This window comes from Streptomyces sp. H27-H1 (assembly GCF_026627445.1).
Lineage (GTDB): Bacteria > Actinomycetota > Actinomycetes > Streptomycetales > Streptomycetaceae > Streptomyces.
In genome coordinates this window covers 24,925-40,358 of record NZ_JAPNLJ010000056.1, presented here as the reverse complement: position 1 = coordinate 40,358, position 15,434 = coordinate 24,925, and the positions used below count along the sequence as shown (strand labels likewise).

The following is a 15,434-nucleotide window of genomic DNA, read 5'->3' as shown; positions in this document are numbered from 1 at the left end:
ACAGGCGACTTGGCAAGGTCACCCGCATCAACGGGAGCTTCGTTGCGTTCGTAGCGCCTCCGCCGGACACCGTCACACGGCCACACCAGCGCGTCTACAAGATCAATCCGACTTTGCAACAGCCCTGTCCGCTCCCGTCGCCGGCCTTGCGCCCCGTAACCCGTTCCCCGCTGGCCTGACCTAGCCGCTGAAAGCAGACCCGTGCCGAGCCTTGAACGTCAACCTGACGTCCGCCTCGACGGATTCGAACCCGCCGACGACTCCGTGGACGAGGCCTTCTACTACGCGATCGACTTCCACCTGCACGATCTGATCCGGTTGGCAGAGCATCACACGCCGGATGGCCGGCACAGCTATTGAGCCGAAACTGGTGGGTTTCCTACTGGAGTGTGTAGCGGACGTGTCGGGCGGCGAAGTACCCGCAGACGATGCGGGGCTGGCGTTGTCTGCGGTGCAGGAAGCGCCGGGTCTCGCGGGCGAGGTCGTCGGCGGAGGTAGCGCGGGCGGCGTGGACGTGGTGTTTCAAGTCGGCGTTCAGCAGCTCGTCGGGGTTGAGTTCGGGGCTGTAGCCGGGCATCAGGTGTAGTTCGACGCGCTCGGCGTTGTCGGCGAGCCAGGCCCGGACGGCTTTGCTGCGGTGGACCGGGTGCCGGTCGACGATCACGTGGACCTTCCGCCCGGCCTGGCGGGCGAGGCGGTCGAGGAACGCGCACATCACCTTCGCGTTGAACTTGCCGGGGAAGACGGTGAACCACAGCGCGCCACGAGAGGCGACCGCCGACATGATGTTGACGCGGAACCGGCGGCCATTGACCCGGACCAGCGGGGTCTGCCCGGCTGGCGCCCACGAGCGGCCGGGCGGGGCGGTGTCCGATCGCAGTCCGCACTGATCGGCCCAGACCAGCTCGGCCTTCTCCTGGCTCGCCTTGGACCGGATCGCCGGATACTCCTCCTCAAGCCACCGCTGGACCTGGTCGTCCCGCTGCCGGTAGGAGCGGCGGGCGGGCCGCTGCGGGGTGAAGCCGTACCGGCGCAGCCACTTGCCCACGCCCTGCTCGGTCATCACCACCCCGCACACCAACTTGATCAACGTCCTGACCGAGGCTCTGGTCCACAGCACGCCGCTCTGCCCGACGTCGGCCGGGGTGTAGTCGCGCATCGCCGCAAGGACCGCCCCGCGAGCGGACACGTCGATCAACTCGCCTTTGCCCGCGCGGGGTTCTCGGACTACCGCGAGCAGCGCGGGTCGGCCACCCGCGCGGCTGGCCCGCCACCACGTCCCCACCGACCGCGTGGAGACCCCGAACACCTCCGCCGCCTGCCCGTACGTCCGAACCCGCCCCGACTCCAGCGCCGCCACCACCCGCAACCGCAGATCCTCCTGCGCAGCCGGCGACAGCCGCCTCATGTCCCCACCCTCGATCACACACCATCAACGAACAGGCAACCCATCAGTTTCGGCTCAATATCACGTGATCTTCGACGAGTCCGCCACCTGGGGAATACCTGGATTTCCCCAGCTCCTCGCGCTCCACATCGACCGCGACCTGGAGGCCAGAACCTTCAACTTCGAATGCGCCAGCCGTCCACTCCCTGTCATGGCGCAGTCCTGGCTGATTTCCCGAGGCTGCCCCCGCGAGGAAATCCGCCTTCCCCGGGGCATGGGAACCGTACCCGCCGACAAGCGGACAGTCGCTCTGCAAGAGCGGCTGATGGGAGACGGTGAACGCTTCGAGCTCTTGGAGAGCGAGACCGACGACTTGGCGCCGTCACCGACCGTCCTTGTGGTCCTGCGGTCTCTTGACGAGAAGGATCCGCACCCGTACCGGATTCTTCACGAGGTGGCGGACATGACGACCTACACGCACACCCTGCGCGAGGGCGTCTTCCCGACCCTTGAGGCTGCGAATGCATGGATCGAAAACCCGGATAGACCCCTTCGCCCGGCTCCCCTCGCCTCCAGAACCGCAACCCGCGAGGCACCGGTCCAGCGCCCGCTGCCAGGCGTAACGCGTCGGCTCTGAGTTGTAGATGCGCCACTCCCAACGCCCCGCCCAGGGGCCGTATATCAGATCTTTCGCGCTTATCGAATTCCGGGATTATCCGGATGATTAGAGCAGGTCGTAAGTGGAGCTCATCCGCCGCCGGCCTACGTTTCCGAAAGGGGAAGAAGTGTCATCCGACGACGTCCTTGATGTCCTCACCCGCCATATAGAGGCAGAGTTCGAGTTGCCTCTCGGTCATCTCCTCCAGGATGCCGTCGCCATCGGCCGGGCGCATCCTGCCACCGAAGTGCTCCGCTGGTACGGGCTGACTGCCGAAGCCGAAGCTGTGGTGGAGCAGGCGGAAGACACCCTGCTCGCGGCCATCGGCCCTGCGCCCGGCAAACTCGCTCCGTCCCAGATGGTCATCGCGCACCAGGTCAACACCGCGGTCGCAGCACGAGACGGCCGAGCCATGGTTCTGCGTCGCCTCATCAACGACAAGGAACGGCAGGTCTGGCGCGGTGCCCGACCCCAGAGCAGGGTCACCGCGCAGGTATCCGCGGCGATGCCGCCCCGCCCTCCGGTGAACGCCGTTCGAGCCGCAGGGCGATGAACACATCTCTGCAGGCCAGCAGTCAGGACCAGCTGATCGAGTCCGCCTTCGGTCATCCGCTTCCCGAGCTCCACCGCGCGGCAGCCGTCGGCCAAGCAGCGCCCGCGCTGTTCAGGGCGATGGAACTCCGCGCCTTCCTGGCCGTCACCGAATCGCACGTCGACCGAGTACGCGACCGCATGCACCAGGCCACCCATCCCGGACGTGACCGGAACGAGCTCGATGCCGACGACTTCCGCATGGACGTCCAGTGGATGGAAGCAGTCCTCTCCTCCCGCACCGAGATCATCACCGCCCTCACGCGGCTGCTGAGCAGCATGCCCAGCCGTGAAGCCACTCTCCCCAGCCGCCTCCAGGCCGCACCGACGGCCAGCCCCAAGGCGAACACCGCCAAGAGCGCGGCCAGGTCCCGACACCCCTGAAGGAACCCCACCTGTCCGAGCCGACCTCACACGTCCTGCGCGACCACATTGAAGCCCTCTTCGGCCAGCCGCTCACCGAACTTCGGCAAGCCGCAGACCAAGCCCCCGACTCCACCCTCCTCGGCGCCATCCTCACCATCCACGGCGACCTCGTCTTCGCCGAACGAAGCATCGACTTCCAGATGGACCGCCTGCGCACGTACACGGGCGAAGACCGCGATATCGGCCCCTTCGAGGCAGGCCACATCCGCGACAGCGCCGAGCGGCTGCACCGCGCATCCACTGCACACGCGACTCACGCCAAAACTCTCGCCGCAGTCCTGCAGGGACTGCGCCGCACCGAGCCACCCGTGAACCCGCCCGTCGCGTCACCCGCTCGGGCCGCGTCCAGCACTCCCTCACGAACCCACTGACCCGAACCGCTCAGGAGATCCTTCCGTGGCTACCACCGGCCTTCCCCGCCCGATCGCGAAAGACCTGTCCCGCGTCGTCGAGACCCTCGACATGCTCAGCCCCCGCTGGAGCGTGTGGACCCTGATGACCCTCGGCGAACAGCCCCTGCGCTACAGCGACATCAAGACCCGGCTGCCGATGCTCTTCGACGCTCAGCTCTCCGCTCGACTGGTCCGGCTGACCGCCGACGGCCTGGTCGAAAGGCACGAGGAGACCGCCCGCCACGTCACCTACCAGCTTTCCGGGCGCGGACGCAGCCTGGGGACGGTCATCGCCACCCTGGCCACCTACGGCGACACCCACCTCGACAAGATCCAGAAGCCCAATCGGGCCACCGGGGAGCTGGAGCCCGAGCGGATACCTGCGGCCCAGAACGCCGAGGATGCCCTCAGCCTGATCACGCCCAAGTACGCCACCCCCCTGCTGTGGGCACTGCGGCACCAGGGCAGCGCCTCAGGCCGGAAGCTCGCCGACGTTGTCCTCGACCCCTCCTCGACGACGGTTCCGATCTACAAGCCGCTGCGCCAGCTCGTCGAGGACGGCCTCGTCGACCGGCTCGCCCACAGCAGCTACCAGCTCTCCAGCCAGGGAGAAGCCCTCACCGGCGCCTTCCAGGCACTGTCCAGCTGGGCATCCGGCCGCGCGAAGAGCACCTCGCACCCGCTGTGGCCCTCTGCTGCCGACCGTCCGGCGATGTGGGCCGCCAACAGCTCCCCTTCCCCGCGGCCCCAGTCGGTGGTGGCCGCGCCGGAGAGCGCCGTGCAGCGCCCGCCGATCGACCTGTTCTCCCACGGGAGCCCGGCCCGACCCGCAACCGCTGCGTCCATGGGAGGCCGCGCCCGATGACTCAGCCGCACCCCGAGGCCGACTCCCTCGTGCGGGCTGCCACTCTCCTGAGCTTCCGGTGGACCACCCGGATCATCACCGAGCTCGACGACAACGGCCCCGTACTCCGCCAGCGGGGCAATCTCGCGGCCACGTTCCCTGACATCCCCCCGTATCTCTTGAACGTTGCCCTAAACGGCCTGTGTCGCCGGGGCCTCGTCCGCAGGGAGACCCTCGCCACCGATGAACAGCAGCTCACGCTTACGGAGCCCGGCGTCGCCCTTGGCGATGTGTACGACCGGCTCGGCCGGTGGGCTCGACACCACGACTACCCGGGTGGCCAGACCGACTTCGTCGTCCGAGTCGAGGCGGTGCTCGGCGTGTTGCGCGATCCGAGTACGGCGCTGTTCCTGCTCAACCCCGAGGCGGCGTACGAGGCCAACCAACTCGCGCGAGCTGTCGACGCCGGCCTGGTCCACCGAGGCAGCTCGGCCCGCTGGGAGTTGACCGATGCCGGACGCGACCTGCGGGGGCCCCTGGCAGAACTGCGGAGCTGGGCCACCGCGAACGCCGAGCTCGTCCAGGCTGTCCGCTACCTGCGCCCGGCACCGCCGATGAGCACCGTGCGCGCAGTCGCACCCGGCGTGGCGAAGTCCGCCGCCCTGCCCGGGGTCGCCCCGCGACGCTCCCTCTAGCGCCTGACCCTGCGCGAGGGATCGCGATCAAGCGCCCACGCGAGAGCCGAGAGCGCCTTCTGGCGCGGCGCGCGAACCCGGGACCGCAAGGGCTGACGCTTCCCGGCCACCACCCGGGCCATCCCCGACTGAAAGTGTTCATGACCCGTCACAGAGCCGCCGGTGGCCGTCACGCCCGCCTGCCCGATCACGGCATCTTCCGCCGCATCTACCTGCCGCGGACCATGGACGCCGCAGCCTTCAACCTGGGCACCTACGGAATACCCCTGCTCGTACTGGCCACCACGTCCTCGGCCATGCTCACCGGCCTCGCCTTCGTTCTGGAATGGATCCCCCGGCTCGGCGCGTTCGTCGGCGCGGGAGCCGCAGTCGACCGGCACGGCGCGGCCCGAGTCTTCCGTACCGCGACCACCATCCGGACGCTGGTCGTCACCGCAGCGGTCCTGGCCCTGACCTTCATCGATGACCGACTCGTCACCACGATCTCCGTGATGGCCCTGGCCGCCGTCATCGGCGTCCTCACCGAATACTCCTACGTCGCCGCCGAGACCGCTGGCGGCGCCGCCAGCAGGGAATCAGGCCGAGTCGAACACCGCGTGCAGTCCGTACTGCTCAGCATCGACCAGTCCGCCACCCTGGCCGGACCCGCCGCCGGCGCCTTCCTCCTCCAGTACGCCGGCCAGCAGACCCTGCTCACCACGATCGGGGTGCTCTCCCTGCTCGCCGCCATCACCTCGCCCAGGGACCGCCGGACCCAGCCGAAGGCAGAATCCGCAACCGTCCGCCAAGGGCTGCGCATGGGCTGGTCGACGCTCAGAGCACTGCCGGCGCTCGGCTGGCTGATCGCAGGACTTACCGTCAGCAACTTCGCCACGGGCCTGCTCCAGGCCGCAGCCCCGGTGATCATCGTGCAGAACTTCGGCCTCACCACCGGGTCGGTCGGCCTCATCTGGTCCGCCGCCGCGACCGCCGCCCTCCTCGCGACATCCCTGTCACGGTTCGCCATCGACCGCTTCGGGCTCTGGCCCATCGGCACGGCAGGAGCGCTGATCGCCTCGCTCGGCGGCCTGGCCGTCTCCCAGGCCGGAAGCTACACGCCCTTCCTCATCCTCGTCGCCGTCCTGATGGCCGGCGAAGGCGCAATGACCGTGGTCCTGCGCACCCTGCGCTCCCGCCTCATCCCCAGAGACGTCTTCGGCGCCACGCTCAGCATCACCATCCTGATCATGCTGCTGCCTTTCCCGATCGCCGGCCTGCTCGTCGCCGTCACCCCGCCCGAGTCCCTTGGCCACGTGATGACTGCCTGCGCCGCACTCCAGGCCCTTGGCCTGGCGACCGCGTTCTGGCGCCTGCGCAGCGATCCCGCCCTACGCGAGAGCAACCGGCTGGCCCTCGAACCGACTGCAGCCTGAGCACCGACCACCGGAGAAGCCATGCCGTCCCCGAACATCTCGTCGTTCAGCACCGACCAAGCCTTGGCCGCCGGAAGCCTTCTGCGGAGCCTCACCCTGCGACTCCACAGCCTTCCGCAGCCCGAAGCCGAGGCGCTGACCCAGTCACTCCTTGCTCCCAGCGGTCTCGTGAACGACATCGCCCGGCTGCTCGACGCCGCGAACACGTACGCCGATGCCACGACGCCTTCCAGCCGCGCTCCACTGCTCGGACTCTGTCATCACCGGGCCGACGTCGCGCAGCCCTCCGAAGCCCGCCTGCCGCAAGGCGGGCGGCTACCGGGCCAGCCTTCTTCGCCGGGCCCCCGAAACCCGCGCGGGCTCTCCAACCCGATGGCCTCCGTCGCGCCGGAGTAGCCGCGCCAAGGCCCTCCGGCCACGCCAACAGAGCCCTCGGGCAGACCTCTCCTCTCCGCAGCCCTCCTCCACCCATCGCCTCAAGAACGGGATTCTTCCGACCCTTGTCCTCCACCCTCCCCACCTCCCCCCGCCCCGTCGTCCTGGTGGTCGCCCCGAACGACCGCCTGTACCGCGGGTACTGCCTGGAATCGGTCGCCGCTGTCTACGACACCGTCGTCATCACCCCGAACCCCGTCACCTGGGAACAGGGACTCGTCATCGACCACGAGACCACCGACCCGTACGACCACGACGCCCTGCTCGCCGCCGGCGAGCGCCTGGCCGCCCGGCACCCCATCGCCGCCGTCATGACCTGGAACGAAACGCTCCTCGTGCCCACCGCGGAGCTGGCCCAGCACCTGGGCGTTCTCACCGACGACCCGAAGGTCCTCCACGCTTGCCGAGACAAGGCCACCAGCCGAAAGCTCTTTGCCCAGCACGGCGTTCCCTCCGCGCAGTCCATCAAGGTCGCCTCCCTCCTAGAGAGCGCACTCGCGGCTGAATCCATCGGCTACCCCGTCGTCCTCAAGCCCGCAGGTCAGGCAGGCAGCGTCGGGGTGATCCGCGTGGACCTGGCCGACCAGCTCCCGGCAGCCTTCGAGTTCACTACGGCCGGCGCGAACCTCCACGGCGGCGAGTCCAACTCCATCCTCGTCGAGGAGTACCTCGACGGACCCGAGATCTCCGTCGAATGCGTCACCCACCAGGGCCGCACCACCGCCGTGGCCGTCACACGCAAGGAAATCGGCTTCGAGCCCTACTTCGAAGAAACCGGCCACAGCGTCGACGCGGTCGACCCGCTGCTCGCCGAGGTCGGCCCGATCGCCAGGGCCGCTGTGGCCGCCCTGGGGGTGACCACCGGCATCTCGCACGTCGAACTCCGGCTCACGGACACCGGCCCGCGCATCATCGAAGTCAACCAGCGCATCGGCGGCGACCTGATCGGCCGCCTGGTCCAGCTCGCCACCGGCATCGACCTGCCCCGAGCCGCAGCCGACCTTGCTCTGGGCATCGCACCCGACCTCACCCCCAACCTCCAGCAGGCCGCAGCCGTACGCCTGCTCTACCCCGAGGTATCCGGCACCGTCATCGCACGGGGGATAGATGCCCAGGTGGCTGACGCCGACTGGCTGGCCCAGGTCAGCTGGATCAGCGCGGTCGGCGATCAGGTCGTTCTCCCGCCCGAGGGCGACGTCGATGTCGCCCGAGTCGGCCTCGTCGTCGTCACGGCCGCTGACGCCGCCCAAGCTGCTGCCCGCATCGAGGAAGCCCAGGACCACATCACGGTGATCGTCCACCCCGCATCGAAACACCTGGGTATCGCTGCCGAGGCCCAGGCGGCCAGCTGATGGGCGCGGCGTTCACCGGGTCCGATGCCGACGACCTCGACGGTGACGTCTACGTCACCCCCCGCTACCTCGCCGGATCCACGGCCATCGGCGACCCCGGCCTGCAGCCCCTACGCGACCTGGGCTGGCCCCTGGATCACGACGACGTCGGCAACTGCTACGTCACCGCGCCCGATCGGCGCGTACGCCTCGGCTACCTCCCCGAGGGCGAGGACGACGGCCTGTGGCGGATCTCCGTCTACCGTGACCCGCACGCCGCACCCGTCTGGGGCGTCTGCTTCAACGACAAGGCCCCGACCGAGTTCGTCGCCGCGTTCACCGACGCCCTCGCACAGGCCTACACAGAGGGGCCCGGCTCCTACCTCTCCCGAGGGACCGGGAGCGCCTTCGACGCTCTCGCGCCGCTGATCGACAGTGGCTGGAAACTCAGCCGGGCCGCAGACCAGACCCTCGATTGGACGGCGCCCGACAAGCTGGCCGGCCTCGCCCTCGCCACTGGCGACCTCGACCCCGAGATGGAGATCACCCACCTGGAGGCCCGCTGGTTCATGTGGGGCGGCCCGCACTCATGGAGTCGCTGGTACGCAACCGCTTCCTCCGAGACCCCTGTCCATCTCGTCGCGGCGATCACCACCGCGATTGTGGATCCCGCGCCGGTCCTGCGCTGGGAGCAGGGGCTCTCGAAGACCCTGCGCGATCACGCCGAGGTCACCCCGGTGCGCCCGCCACCGCCCAAGGCGCCGACGCCTCTCGACGTCGCCCGCGTCCGCCCCCGGGTCCTGCCCAGCGCCCGTACACACAGCGTTCCGCGCTGGTCGACCAGCACCACTCCCAGCGCCCGGCTTTCCGGGCCCTCCCGGCGGCCGGGCCGCTGAACTGACCTTCTGGAGTTGCGGAATTGTCCCTACATCCACGCTGGTTCTTCGACCAGGAACTCGCCCTCAGTCTCCCCGGCGGCACGGTCATCGGGGAGAGCTACTACGCGACACCGGGCCCCCGGAGCCCCCTGCGCCTGCGAGTCGACTTCCATCCGACCATCCGCGAACGCGAGTACCGGGGACTGCGCGTCCGGATCCTCCACGAAGACAAGGGCACGATCGACGACGTGGTCCTGTCCTTCGCCGACCACCAGACATTCCAGCACCGCGACCAAGCCGCCGGCAGCTACCCAGGCCTGACGGGCCACGGCGTCTTCACCGACTACAACACCGCCAAGGGTGGCCCCGGCTGGGCAGGCGGCGACTGGACTCCGCTGAGAGAGGCCATCACGCGGTACTCGGCCCTCTGGTTTCCCCCGAAGCGATCCCGGAGCACGGTCAGGTCAGCCGTCGCCCCGGCTCTCCAGGCCACGCCAGCGAAGACCGCAACCAGCCCCAAGCGATGAACCACACGCCAGGAGAGCGGTCACTCACCCTCCGCTGGCCTCTCCCCGTAGCGGGGCAGGCCAGCAGTCGACCGAACGGTTCACGTACAACCCACCACCCCAATCAACAGGAGCACTACCACTTGCCCAGCCGTCACGCAGCCCAGGTCTTCGTCCTCACTCTTACGGCGATGACCGCGACCATTCCCTTCGCCCACGCCAGCGCAAGCCCCGAACCGTCCGCCCCGCCGCCGGTCACGGCAGAACGCTCCGTGACGACGGGAGGGATCGAGATCCAGAAGAAGGACCCGGCCGGCGACATCCTCGTCGGCGCGTCCTTCGCGCTCCTCGACGCCTCCGGCAACCCGGCGGCCGAAGGGAAGACCGGCGCCGATGGCCTGCTCCGCCTCGACGGCCTGATGCCCGGCGCCTACCGGCTCAAGGAAACCGCCAGCGGCAGCCCGATCCACGACACCGTCGCCGACCAGGACGTCATCATCACCGACGCCGTCACACCCATGGTGATCATCGACCCGTTCAAGGCGGCAGATCTGACCGTCAAGAAGGCGGACAAGGAGACCGGCAAGCCCCTGCCCGGCGCGGTGATCAACGTGACACCGGTAAGCGGAAAGGGCGAGACGCTCACCCTGACCACGGGAGCCGACGGCACCGCCAAGGCCAAGCTGCCGGTCTCCGCGCGAGCGGGCACCGCGTACACCGCCACCGAGACGAAGGCCCCGGCCGGCTACCAGCTGTCCGCCAAGCCGGTGACCGTCACCGCGAAGCCGGGCGCACCGGTCACCGCGGAGTTCACCAACTCGAAGATCCCGCCGACCAAGCCCCCGACCAGCGCACCGCCGACGTCCCCGACCACGCCCAAGCCGAGCACCTCGTCCACACCGCCGGCGACAACCTCCCCTTCCCCGTCGGGCACCCCCACGGTCGCCGAGACGGCGTCGAGTACCACCAGCCCCGCACCGACGGGCTCGCTCGCCAACACCGGTGGCGGCTCCGCCCGCTGGATCGGCCTCCTGGCCGGTGCACTGATCATCGCCGGAGGCGGAGCCGTCTGGGCTCTGCGCCGCCGGACACAGCGCACCACCCCCTAACGCCCCTCGCTGACACCCTCACACGCAAGACGAGAGGCCAGCTGGCTCTGGCCTCTCGTCCACGAGGAAACACATGACCGATCTCGTCGAGCCCGACGTCCTGTACGGGCACACTCCTGGCAGCGCGCATCCGCTGTGGGTCGCGGTCCTGAAGGACATCCCCAATGCCATCGCGGTGCTGGAGCGCCATTCCTTCCGCCGAACCACGATCAATGACCTGGAACTCTTCACCCTCCCCAGAGAGACCAGCACGCAGCTGAGCACCGTGCTGCACGTCGCTTCCTACGCGGAGCTGGTCCACGCCGATTACGTCACCATGCACACTGCCGACCACCCGGCCCTCCCCGCTGAGCGACTCGACGGCGTCATGGCCCTGGGGCTCGGGCAGTCGCCGGCCGCAGCGCCCGTCCAGGGATCCCGTCCGAGCGGCTTGCCAGCCACGCCGCCCACTACACGTGGAGTGCCGGACACGTTCCGCCGGCCTCCTACGCGTGGTGGCGGCAGCTGACAGTGGTGCGTTAGCGGGAGTCGCGCCAGGTGAGGGCCGCCTGGAGCATGTCGAGGACCCATGTGGCCTGCTCGCCTTCGGCGATTTCCTCCCACACGGCGGCGGTGGCCTGCGCGAAGGCGGTGACCGCGGTGGGCGGTGCGGCGGTCCAGGAAGGGATGCGTGCCGCCCATCCCTCCGCCTCCTGAGGGGTGTGGCCGCTCTTGATCAGCCAGACCACCCACAACGCGGGGTCGATCCAGGCGGCCCCGCGGGAGGCCCACGCCCAGTCGACGAGGACAGCGCCGTCGTCGCCGACGAGGACGTTGCTGGGGAACCAGTCGGTGTGGAGTAGGGCCGTGCCGTGGAACAGCTCGGGTGTCTCGCTGTACGCGGTCATCCTGTCCGGCATCGACCGCAAGTCGATGCCGGACGCGGTGATGGAGGAGAGCCGGGTCATCGCGTCGGCCACGAGAGGAAGGTCGGGCGACCCGGGTGCGTAGTCCGCGTGGTGGCCGTTGACGTTGGTGAAGGCCAGCAGATCCCAGCCGGCCTCTTGGACGTGCCACAGGAGATTGGGGGCAAGGCGATGGACGCTCGGGGCGATATCGGCTTCACGCTGCTGGGTCCAGACGCGGCGGTGGTCGCGGGGCAGCCCTTTGACGAAGACCGTGGTGTCGGCTGTGCGGACCCGAGCGGCGACAGCACTGTTCAGTCCGGCCCCGACGCTCTCGTACGCGAGGACGGGCCCGGTCTGCGCCTCGATCAGTTCCAAGACCTCAGCGGGCAGGTCGGTAAGTCGGACCGTCGCCATCAGTCAGGGCCGCGACTTACGGTGCCGCCCAGTCCCCGGGGCCAAGGGGTTGCGTCCGGTGACGGGGCCCGTCGTCTCGGCCTGTTCGGTGGCCTGGGCGTGAAGGCTCCGGCCGAGCGCGCGGCAGGCGTCGGCATAGTTGTCCACCGTCATCAGCACCTGCCAGGCGAAGCCGTCCCATTCAAGGATGAGGCGTGGGGCGTCGGGGTCCACGTGGGCCGCGCGTGCCGGGCCGGTGCTGAGCGTGATGGCCTTGAGCTCGCCGGGCTTGCGCAGTCGCCCTTGGCGGCGTGCGGCCCAGCGGTCGAGGGGTTCCTCGGTCATGGTCGTACCTCCGTGAAGGGCAGCACCATACCGAAGCCGGACAGCAAGCCGACGCCATCTCCAGGCTTCCGCCTGCAACCAGTCGGACGCGGGGCTCGGCTCCCTTGATGACAACCGAAGAACGCCGAGCGAGGGCGGTACCCCATCAGGGGTACCGCCCTCGCTTTGTGTTGTCCGGGACATCGCTCACGGCAGACGGGCAAGACCCGGACAGCTCTGGAGAGACTGGCCGACCCATGTCAAGGTTGACCCCTTCCCCGAAACCGCAGGTCAGAGAGGTGATCGCGTATGACCGTTGAGGTTGGCCGTCCCGGGTTCTCCACGAGCGTCGAGGCTTTGAGGATCCGTACGTGGGTGCTCGGACGGGGTCAGCCCTCTCAGGTGATCGACCAGTTCACGGCCGAGGAATTCCACTTCGTCGTGGACGACAGGGCCGACATGCACATCGCCAGCAAGGACGGTCGCCTGTACCTCGGGTGGTTCCCCGAGGGCCGGCCGGGCCGACTCGATGAGGGATGGCGGCTGGCCGTCACGGGAACGGCAACCGTGCCCGGCTACAGCATCGGCTTCGCCGTCGAGACACCAGCCCACGTCATCGCCTCGGCGGTCCACGCCGTCATCTCTACCTCGCGCCCGGCCTGACACCCAGACCGCGGAGGACGATCCCGCACCCAGCTCGTTCAGCACAGCCCCGGAGGCACCTTGCACCCCATAGCCGACGATCCCACGGTCGCCGAGATCATCGAACACCTCTCGCGCTACGCCCCGGACACCCCGGTTCGCCTGGCCATCAACCCCGCGTTCCCCTACGCCCACAAGCTGGGAGACATCGTCCTGGACGTCGGACACGACGGCTGCCCCGTCGTCTTCCTCGGAGAATCGGGGCAGGCAGGCTTCCTGCCCGCCATGGCCGCTCAAGAGCTGGGCTGGCATCCGCGCACCACCGTGCCGGCGCGGGTGCGCAGAGGCGTTGGAGGCGCCATCCGATGACCGTTCCCTCGATGCCCTGGAGGCGCCCCTGAATCCCGAACCGCCCTCGACTCCTCCGGGTTCCGATCTGCTCTGGGTCAGCCCGCGGTATCTGGCCGGCGACGACGGAGCGTTGGCTGAACGGGTAGGCGACGAGCTCGTCGCTGCTGGATGGGCGTACTGGATGACAGCCCGCCGCACGTTCTTCTACGCGAGCCCCGACCAACTCCGCTGTGCGGAATGGGTGATGGCCGACCCCCTCACCACGGAACTGGGTGACCTGCCCGTTGCCTGGGAGATTTCCGCACGTGAGGACACTGCACGTGCCACGGTGAACTGGACCGCGTACTTCACCCGAGGTGTGCCCTACGAAGCCGTTGCCGCCTTCGCCCTCGCCCTTGCTGGCCGCTCGGAACCGGCCTGGGGGTTCGACGGACCCGAGGCCGTCCCCGAAGGGCTGGTGGCCGGCGGCTGGCACGGCGACGTGGACGACCCGGACTTCACCCTGTGGTCCGAGTCCTTCACCGCATGCATGACCCGGGCGCCGCTCCCGAAAGGCATCTTGGACCAAGACCCCCGGCCGGACATGCCCGGTTGGCAGGCCTGGGCCCAGCCGGAAGTCGGCGGGCCGTACCTGTGGGTCGCCGCGTTCAGTACGTCCACACCGCACGACTTGGTGGCCGCATTCGCCGCCAGCCTCGTCTGCGGTGCGCCCGTCCCGCGTCGTGTCCTGCCGGCGTCCTCCCGGGCACGCCTCACGATCCGGCCGGCCCTCTGACGCACGTGCCACCGGCAGCTGGTCCATGACGGACACGGTCCGTCGAACGAGCATTGGCCCCCAGCGAGATCTCTTCGCCGGGGGCCCGTGCTCGTTCGCATGTCCGGAGTGGGTCAGCCGACGGGCTTCAGGGCCTTCGCCAGCGCCTTGTCCACGTGGGCGTCAACCAGGGCGGGGCTGCCGGAGAGCACGATCAGCACGTTGCCGGAGCGGACGGCGATCTGCTTCATCACGCTGGGGCGTCCGCCGGCCGTGAGCGTAAGGATGTGCCCCCACTGCTCGTCGCCGCGCTGGGGTGCGGTCACCTTCTGGACGGTGACGTCGATCGGGGTGCTTCCGGAGACCATCTGGTACTTCGGGCACGAGCCCATGGCGGTGAAGATCTCCTGGGACCTGCTGGAGATCTTGTCTTCGGTATCGCTGTAGACCTCCTCGCTCAGGTCGGAATCCTTCGACGCGTACGCGAAGGAGACCTTGGCCTGGTTCGGAAAGTCCAGCGAGCCGTCCGACGGTCCGGAGCCCAGCGCCTCCAGGGCCGGGCATCCGACCACGGCCATGTCGTCGTTCTTCGACGTCGACTCGGGCTTGACCCGGTAGTCGGATCCCAGGTCGATGAGGTCCAGCAACCGCGGGCCGAGCTCAGCACTGGTCAAGGCCTTCGAAGGCGCAGCGGACTTCCCGCCGCTCTTCGCGGGCGCCTGCGAAGAGGAAGCCGGCGCGGAGGGCGCCGCGGTCTCGGCGCAGCCGGTCAGCAGGAGAGCACCAAGGGCGGTGAGGCTCAGTAGATTCGTGGTGTTGTTTCGCATATGTGATTCCCCCCCAGAATTCGTGTGCGGCCGTACGCTACCCCGATCACCTTGGGCGGGGTAGATCCACCTCGCCTGGTGTGCGATCAGAGAATCACTCCCGCGAAGGTTCCGTCGTAGCCGAACGCGGTCTCGCCGCTCTCCCGGCTGGTGTAGAGACCTTCTACCGGCCCGGCCGTCCGCTCGTACCAGGCCGCGTCCAGACCGGGAACGGGGGTGTCGTGTCCGGAGCGGCAGCGGACCCACACCTTGTCCCCGGAGCTCAGCACGAGCCAGTCCCGGTAGACGCCGCACTCCGAGCAGGACACGACGACGCCGTCCACGGTCAGCGGCGCCCAGTACCGCATCATCGACCCTGCCAGATCCCCGGCCGGCGGGACGTGGAGCTCCGCCGGTATCTCAAGGTCGACGCCTCCGGTCTCTCCGGCGCCGGGCGCAGCGCCCACCGGAGCAGGGCTGGCGGGTTCGGCGGCCGAGGCGATCAGCTGCGCCGCGGCGGCACGGAACTCGGCCGCCTGGTCGTGGTGGTTGTTCCGGCGGAACATGGGCGCCTCCCGGGCCTGGTACGTCGTGGCAGGGGAGAATCCTCTCC

22 protein-coding genes are annotated in these 15,434 nt (G+C 69.1%); 16 read left to right on the top strand and 6 right to left on the bottom strand.

The window, feature by feature from the left end; translation table 11 throughout:
- Nucleotides 1-201: 201 nt before the first annotated feature.
- Nucleotides 202-360, top strand: a complete 159-nt coding sequence (locus OTB20_RS36185; protein ID WP_267824180.1) for a hypothetical protein — start codon at nucleotides 202-204, stop codon at nucleotides 358-360.
- A 19-nt stretch (nucleotides 361-379) separates the two neighbouring features.
- Here OTB20_RS36185 and OTB20_RS36180 read toward each other — a convergent pair whose 3' ends face one another.
- A complete protein-coding gene (locus OTB20_RS36180; RefSeq protein WP_267824179.1) occupies nucleotides 380-1,408 on the bottom strand; it encodes an IS630 family transposase in 1,029 nt (342 codons plus the stop codon).
- A 64-nt stretch (nucleotides 1,409-1,472) separates the two neighbouring features.
- Between OTB20_RS36180 and OTB20_RS36175 the strand changes: the two genes are divergently transcribed.
- From OTB20_RS36175 to OTB20_RS36165, 3 genes are all read left to right on the top strand, one after another.
- Nucleotides 1,473-2,024, top strand: coding sequence for a hypothetical protein (locus OTB20_RS36175; RefSeq protein WP_267824178.1), 552 nt, complete (start codon nucleotides 1,473-1,475; stop codon nucleotides 2,022-2,024).
- A 148-nt stretch (nucleotides 2,025-2,172) separates the two neighbouring features.
- The gene (locus tag OTB20_RS36170; RefSeq protein WP_267824177.1) at nucleotides 2,173-2,598 is read left to right on the top strand and encodes a hypothetical protein; all 426 of its coding nucleotides are present in this window, start codon (nucleotides 2,173-2,175) and stop codon (nucleotides 2,596-2,598) included.
- Entirely contained in the window at nucleotides 2,595-3,020 is a 426-nt protein-coding gene (locus OTB20_RS36165) for a hypothetical protein (RefSeq protein WP_267824176.1), read from the top strand. The genes OTB20_RS36170 and OTB20_RS36165 overlap by 4 nt, the downstream gene beginning before the upstream one ends.
- 26 nt (nucleotides 3,021-3,046) lie before the next feature.
- Here OTB20_RS36165 and OTB20_RS36160 read toward each other — a convergent pair whose 3' ends face one another.
- Nucleotides 3,047-3,292, bottom strand: coding sequence for a hypothetical protein (locus OTB20_RS36160; RefSeq protein WP_267824174.1), 246 nt, complete (start codon nucleotides 3,290-3,292; stop codon nucleotides 3,047-3,049).
- 166 nt (nucleotides 3,293-3,458) lie between these two features.
- On the opposite strand from OTB20_RS36160, the gene OTB20_RS36155 reads away from it, so the two are divergent.
- From OTB20_RS36155 to OTB20_RS36115, 9 genes are all read left to right on the top strand, one after another.
- On the top strand, nucleotides 3,459-4,319 hold the full coding sequence (locus tag OTB20_RS36155; RefSeq protein ID WP_267824172.1) for a winged helix-turn-helix transcriptional regulator: 861 nt from the start codon (nucleotides 3,459-3,461) through the stop codon (nucleotides 4,317-4,319).
- Nucleotides 4,316-4,993 carry a winged helix-turn-helix transcriptional regulator gene (locus tag OTB20_RS36150; RefSeq protein ID WP_267824170.1) on the top strand — a complete coding sequence of 226 codons (678 nt, stop codon included), beginning with the start codon at nucleotides 4,316-4,318 and terminating at the stop codon, nucleotides 4,991-4,993. The genes OTB20_RS36155 and OTB20_RS36150 overlap by 4 nt, the downstream gene beginning before the upstream one ends.
- 140 nt (nucleotides 4,994-5,133) lie before the next feature.
- A complete protein-coding gene (locus tag OTB20_RS36145; protein WP_267824169.1) occupies nucleotides 5,134-6,405 on the top strand; it encodes an MFS transporter in 1,272 nt (423 codons plus the stop codon).
- 21 nt (nucleotides 6,406-6,426) lie between these two features.
- Complete coding sequence (locus tag OTB20_RS36140; protein ID WP_267824168.1) at nucleotides 6,427-6,801, top strand: hypothetical protein; 375 nt, start codon at nucleotides 6,427-6,429, stop codon at nucleotides 6,799-6,801.
- Nucleotides 6,802-6,905: 104 nt separating this feature from the next.
- On the top strand, nucleotides 6,906-8,192 hold the full coding sequence (locus OTB20_RS36135) for an ATP-grasp domain-containing protein (protein ID WP_267824166.1): 1,287 nt from the start codon (nucleotides 6,906-6,908) through the stop codon (nucleotides 8,190-8,192).
- The gene (locus tag OTB20_RS36130) at nucleotides 8,192-9,067 is read left to right on the top strand and encodes a DUF317 domain-containing protein (protein ID WP_267824164.1); all 876 of its coding nucleotides are present in this window, start codon (nucleotides 8,192-8,194) and stop codon (nucleotides 9,065-9,067) included. The genes OTB20_RS36135 and OTB20_RS36130 overlap by 1 nt, the downstream gene beginning before the upstream one ends.
- 23 nt (nucleotides 9,068-9,090) lie before the next feature.
- Entirely contained in the window at nucleotides 9,091-9,576 is a 486-nt protein-coding gene (locus OTB20_RS36125; protein ID WP_267824162.1) for a hypothetical protein, read from the top strand.
- Between the two features lie 170 nt (nucleotides 9,577-9,746).
- On the top strand, nucleotides 9,747-10,664 hold the full coding sequence (locus OTB20_RS36120; RefSeq protein ID WP_267824159.1) for an MSCRAMM family protein: 918 nt from the start codon (nucleotides 9,747-9,749) through the stop codon (nucleotides 10,662-10,664).
- A gap of 73 nt (nucleotides 10,665-10,737) precedes the next feature.
- The gene (locus tag OTB20_RS36115; protein ID WP_267824157.1) at nucleotides 10,738-11,172 is read left to right on the top strand and encodes a hypothetical protein; all 435 of its coding nucleotides are present in this window, start codon (nucleotides 10,738-10,740) and stop codon (nucleotides 11,170-11,172) included.
- A gap of 10 nt (nucleotides 11,173-11,182) precedes the next feature.
- On the opposite strand, the gene OTB20_RS36110 is transcribed toward OTB20_RS36115, so the two are convergent.
- Together OTB20_RS36110 and OTB20_RS36105 are read right to left on the bottom strand one after the other, a co-directional pair.
- Complete coding sequence (locus OTB20_RS36110) at nucleotides 11,183-11,926, bottom strand: aminoglycoside phosphotransferase (protein ID WP_267824156.1); 744 nt, start codon at nucleotides 11,924-11,926, stop codon at nucleotides 11,183-11,185.
- A 42-nt stretch (nucleotides 11,927-11,968) separates the two neighbouring features.
- Nucleotides 11,969-12,289: a DUF6087 family protein gene (locus tag OTB20_RS36105; protein ID WP_267824154.1), complete on the bottom strand. Its 321-nt coding sequence runs from the start codon at nucleotides 12,287-12,289 to the stop codon at nucleotides 11,969-11,971.
- Nucleotides 12,290-12,577: 288 nt separating this feature from the next.
- Here OTB20_RS36105 and OTB20_RS36100 point away from each other — a divergent pair, with 288 nt between their 5' ends.
- The 3 genes from OTB20_RS36100 (at nucleotide 12,578) to OTB20_RS36090 (ending at nucleotide 14,036) form a co-directional block, all read left to right on the top strand.
- On the top strand, nucleotides 12,578-12,931 hold the full coding sequence (locus OTB20_RS36100) for a DUF317 domain-containing protein (RefSeq protein WP_267824152.1): 354 nt from the start codon (nucleotides 12,578-12,580) through the stop codon (nucleotides 12,929-12,931).
- A 60-nt stretch (nucleotides 12,932-12,991) separates the two neighbouring features.
- Nucleotides 12,992-13,279 carry a hypothetical protein gene (locus OTB20_RS36095; protein WP_267824150.1) on the top strand — a complete coding sequence of 96 codons (288 nt, stop codon included), beginning with the start codon at nucleotides 12,992-12,994 and terminating at the stop codon, nucleotides 13,277-13,279.
- A 112-nt stretch (nucleotides 13,280-13,391) separates the two neighbouring features.
- Nucleotides 13,392-14,036: a DUF317 domain-containing protein gene (locus tag OTB20_RS36090; protein ID WP_267824148.1), complete on the top strand. Its 645-nt coding sequence runs from the start codon at nucleotides 13,392-13,394 to the stop codon at nucleotides 14,034-14,036.
- A gap of 113 nt (nucleotides 14,037-14,149) precedes the next feature.
- Here the strand turns inward: OTB20_RS36090 and OTB20_RS36085 are convergent, their stop codons facing one another.
- Nucleotides 14,150-14,842 (bottom strand): hypothetical protein, encoded by a 693-nt coding sequence (locus tag OTB20_RS36085; RefSeq protein ID WP_267824146.1) that lies wholly within the window; start codon nucleotides 14,840-14,842, stop codon nucleotides 14,150-14,152.
- 86 nt (nucleotides 14,843-14,928) lie between these two features.
- Entirely contained in the window at nucleotides 14,929-15,387 is a 459-nt protein-coding gene (locus OTB20_RS36080; RefSeq protein WP_267824144.1) for a hypothetical protein, read from the bottom strand.
- Between the last annotated feature and the right edge of the window lie 47 nt (nucleotides 15,388-15,434).

Excerpts from the sequence above, each read along its gene's own strand:
- OTB20_RS36145 (WP_267824169.1), top strand. The coding sequence starts at position 5,134 with ATGACCCGTCACAGAGCCGCCGGTGGCCGTCACGCCCGCCTGCCCGAT.
- OTB20_RS36165 (WP_267824176.1), top strand. The coding sequence starts at position 2,595 with ATGAACACATCTCTGCAGGCCAGCAGTCAGGACCAGCTGATCGAGTCC.
- OTB20_RS36085 (WP_267824146.1), bottom strand. The coding sequence starts at position 14,842 with ATGCGAAACAACACCACGAATCTACTGAGCCTCACCGCCCTTGGTGCT.
- OTB20_RS36180 (WP_267824179.1), bottom strand. The coding sequence starts at position 1,408 with ATGAGGCGGCTGTCGCCGGCTGCGCAGGAGGATCTGCGGTTGCGGGTG.
- OTB20_RS36140 (WP_267824168.1), top strand. The coding sequence starts at position 6,427 with ATGCCGTCCCCGAACATCTCGTCGTTCAGCACCGACCAAGCCTTGGCC.
- OTB20_RS36105 (WP_267824154.1), bottom strand. The coding sequence starts at position 12,289 with ATGACCGAGGAACCCCTCGACCGCTGGGCCGCACGCCGCCAAGGGCGA.
- OTB20_RS36100 (WP_267824152.1), top strand. The coding sequence starts at position 12,578 with ATGACCGTTGAGGTTGGCCGTCCCGGGTTCTCCACGAGCGTCGAGGCT.
- OTB20_RS36115 (WP_267824157.1), top strand. The coding sequence starts at position 10,738 with ATGACCGATCTCGTCGAGCCCGACGTCCTGTACGGGCACACTCCTGGC.
- OTB20_RS36150 (WP_267824170.1), top strand. The coding sequence starts at position 4,316 with ATGACTCAGCCGCACCCCGAGGCCGACTCCCTCGTGCGGGCTGCCACT.
- OTB20_RS36130 (WP_267824164.1), top strand. The coding sequence starts at position 8,192 with ATGGGCGCGGCGTTCACCGGGTCCGATGCCGACGACCTCGACGGTGAC.
- OTB20_RS36080 (WP_267824144.1), bottom strand. The coding sequence starts at position 15,387 with ATGTTCCGCCGGAACAACCACCACGACCAGGCGGCCGAGTTCCGTGCC.
- OTB20_RS36120 (WP_267824159.1), top strand. The coding sequence starts at position 9,747 with ATGACCGCGACCATTCCCTTCGCCCACGCCAGCGCAAGCCCCGAACCG.